The sequence below is a fragment of the Fluviicola sp. genome (assembly GCF_030151805.1).
Classification (GTDB): Bacteria; Bacteroidota; Bacteroidia; order Flavobacteriales_D; family Crocinitomicaceae; genus Fluviicola.
The window spans coordinates 1-2963 of record NZ_JASLCN010000476.1 but is presented as its reverse complement, the minus strand read 5'-3'; the positions used below and the strand labels follow the sequence as shown (position 1 = coordinate 2963).

The 2963-nt window shown below is 39.2% G+C and carries 4 protein-coding genes; all 4 read right to left on the bottom strand.

The annotated features are described in order from the left end of the window. Positions 1-1044 (bottom strand): N-6 DNA methylase (locus tag Q1V93_RS18075; RefSeq protein WP_300666601.1); only part of this gene is annotated, 1044 nt, incomplete at its 3' end. Positions 1045-1213: 169 nt separating this feature from the next. Beyond that, the gene (locus Q1V93_RS18070) at positions 1214-2137 is read right to left on the bottom strand and encodes a tetratricopeptide repeat protein (RefSeq protein ID WP_300666599.1); all 924 of its coding nucleotides are present in this window, start codon (positions 2135-2137) and stop codon (positions 1214-1216) included. A gap of 65 nt (positions 2138-2202) precedes the next feature. After that, the gene (locus tag Q1V93_RS18065; RefSeq protein WP_300666597.1) at positions 2203-2700 is read right to left on the bottom strand and encodes a hypothetical protein; all 498 of its coding nucleotides are present in this window, start codon (positions 2698-2700) and stop codon (positions 2203-2205) included. 23 nt (positions 2701-2723) lie between these two features. Then, a partial coding sequence (locus Q1V93_RS18060; protein WP_300666596.1) for a hypothetical protein occupies positions 2724-2963 on the bottom strand: 240 nt, incomplete at its 5' end.

The following is a 2963-nucleotide window of genomic DNA, read 5'->3' as shown; positions in this document are numbered from 1 at the left end:
TTGACTTATCAGCGTATAAAGTAACGAATCTTCGGGCTTTTCGAATCCGGTAGAGTTCCAGTCCTTTTGAATAAAAACCTTATCCGCAGTTGTTTTTACACCCACCCTGACTTTGAAAAAATCCTTTATCTTACCGATTGATCTTTTTTCAATATCTGCTATCCACTTTGCTTCCTGGTCCGTGAGCATTTGCCACAGTCCTTTTGAGCCCTGCTCATACAAAAGCAAACCTTTGGTTAAATTAAATTTCTTGTCTTCAATTAAAAAACACCCGGACTGATCCGTATTCATGGCTTCAAATACTGAACCCGCATGGTATTCAGGTTGCTTCCCGTTGAGCTCCTCATAAATTTTGGTAAAGTGCGAAGTTGAAGCAGTTAGTGATTTTTTAGTCTTTTTCCTCCCTAAAAAGATTGCAGGAAGTACTGCAGCATCGAATAGCTTGGTGTCTCCAAGATCAATGACATGTAAGATTTCAAAATGATCACTTAAAAATTGCCGGATGCTTTCACCACTTTTTGTTGTTAAGTACCTGTTTGAAGTCAGCACCCCTAAAACACCACCCTCTTTTAACTTTTCTGTCATTCCGATTAAAAAAGCGTAGTAAAGATCAACCCTTCCTTTCAGATCAAACTGATCTGCCAGTTCCCGGGCTTTTTCAGCACCCAGCACCTGAGTTCTCACATAAGGTGGATTCGCAATGATGGCATCATATCGGCCATGATTTTCATCACCCTCAAGAGACAGAGAATCCAGAAAATCTCTTTTTATCAATGTAGCCTCAATGCCGGTTCTTAAGAAACTTTGATGAGCCTTTTCCAAATACCCCTTATCTGCATCAAAACCATACAATTGCGCATCTTTCCCAATGTTTCTTAATGATTGATGCATTGCCTGAATCAAAGCTCCGTCACCACATGCAGGATCCAAAATAATGGGATTTTCTGTATTCAAAAACGGAGTCATTAAATCCGCCAGGTAGTTTGCCAATCCCAATGGGGTAAATGTTGCTCCTGTTTCCTTAATCTCTTCTTTTGATCTCATTGGTTCAAAGATACGAAAAGACGACCATCAGTATCATGATTATTCAGTTTTCATTGAGTTGTCTTCGCTGTCTGAATCCAGGCCGAAACCTCACAGAACCATATTTAAATATCCTTTTAATAAAAAGAAATCAATGGCCCGGTTTAAAAGTACAGGAACGTAAAAACCATCAATTACAATGTTTCAAAATCAGATTGTCAACCTCCGCTCCATACTTCGTAAAGAATTGAAGTTCTTGTGCTTTTTTCAGGTAGATGCACGCATTTGTCAGATCCTTATTATCAATTGCAATGATTGCGAGATTCCGGTAAGCATAGGAATTTTTAGGTTCCAGTTTCAGAGATTTCCGGATGAGCTCTTCCCCTTCTTTCGAAAAACCCAATTTGTGCCTGATCAAACCGTAATTGTTCAGCAAACGGAAATCTTTCTCGTCATAAATCTGTTTGTAAATCAAATCAGCTTCACGGTATTTTTCCAACATGGAATAACAATAAGCAATATTGATACTGATATCCAGGTCCGGATTCAATTCACGGGCTTTCAGCAAATCGGTCAATGCATCTCCAAATTCACTCAATGCATAGGACACATCTTGTCGTCTGATATAAAAACGCCAATCCGTAGAATCAATAGCAATTGCCTGATCATAATTTTCTTTCGCTTCTTTGAATTGAGTCTCCTCATATAGAATCAATCCTTTATAGTAATAGGCATTTGAAGCCTTCGGGAAATTTTCGATGATCTGCTCGTAATAGTAAAGTGCACTGTCATTCTGCTCCAGGTTCAGATAACAACTCCCCAGATTCATCAAAGACAATTCCTGGTTCTCATCATTTATTCCGCGACGTACGATTTCCAGGAATCCTTTCTTAGCGATATCATACTTTTTCAACTGAAAATAGCAGCTTGCAATCCAAAATTTCACATCAACAGAATGATTCGTCCTGGCTTCTTTATTGAATACATTCAATGCTTTCTTGTAATCTTCTTTGGCAAACAGCTCTTCACCTTCATGGAGCAGCTTCGATTTTTCCTGGGAAAAAGAAACAAAGCCAATAATACTAAAAAGACAAAACAGTAATTGTTTGACCATGATTTAACTGGTTTAAAATTCTGAAACAAAAATACAACGAAGTTCGCAATGATAAGCACCAATTCTTATTTCCCCGCCAAACTGTCCGTTTGTTTTTTTATCCACCAATGAACAGAATCCTTATCGGCAATTTTCAGGGAATCAAGCAAGATATTATACTTGGAATACGGATGATGCCGGTTCATTTTTTCATTCCGGTATAAACTTCGTGCAAAGTAATAATCCTTCTTTTCCGGTTTAGCAGGAATGACGGATTCCCGATCGTCATACAACTGAACAACGTTCTTCCCATCCAGCTTTCCAACGCAGCCGTATTGCCGAATATAATCCTTTGTTTGCTTGAGATTCGAGACATCGAGGTAATACTTCCCCAGCGAGTCTTTAATGATCCTCCCGAGATTTTCCTGTCCGAGATACACTTCCAGTTGATCGAATTTCATCAGCGTATCCGATTTAAAAGGAATAAACTCCCTGTCGTTCGAAGTCGTTCCGGGAGCAGGACTGGAATTGCAGGCACACAAACATACAGCTAATGAAAACCACATCACCACACTTCTTTTCATAGAATCAGAATCTCACATACAACTTACAACGAATTGGTGAGAAGAGCAAATCCATAATGCCGGATGTGGGAAAGATGTAAATAATGTAGATCATGAAAAGTGATTTTCCATAAAAGCAAAAACCCTGGAGCATTTGATACACTCCAAGGTTTTCTAAGCTTACAGCCATATAAGCTATTTTCTTTACTTTTAACAGTTGCGGTCTGGACGGGACTCGAACCCGCGACCCCATGCGTGACAGGCATGTATTCTAACCAACTGAA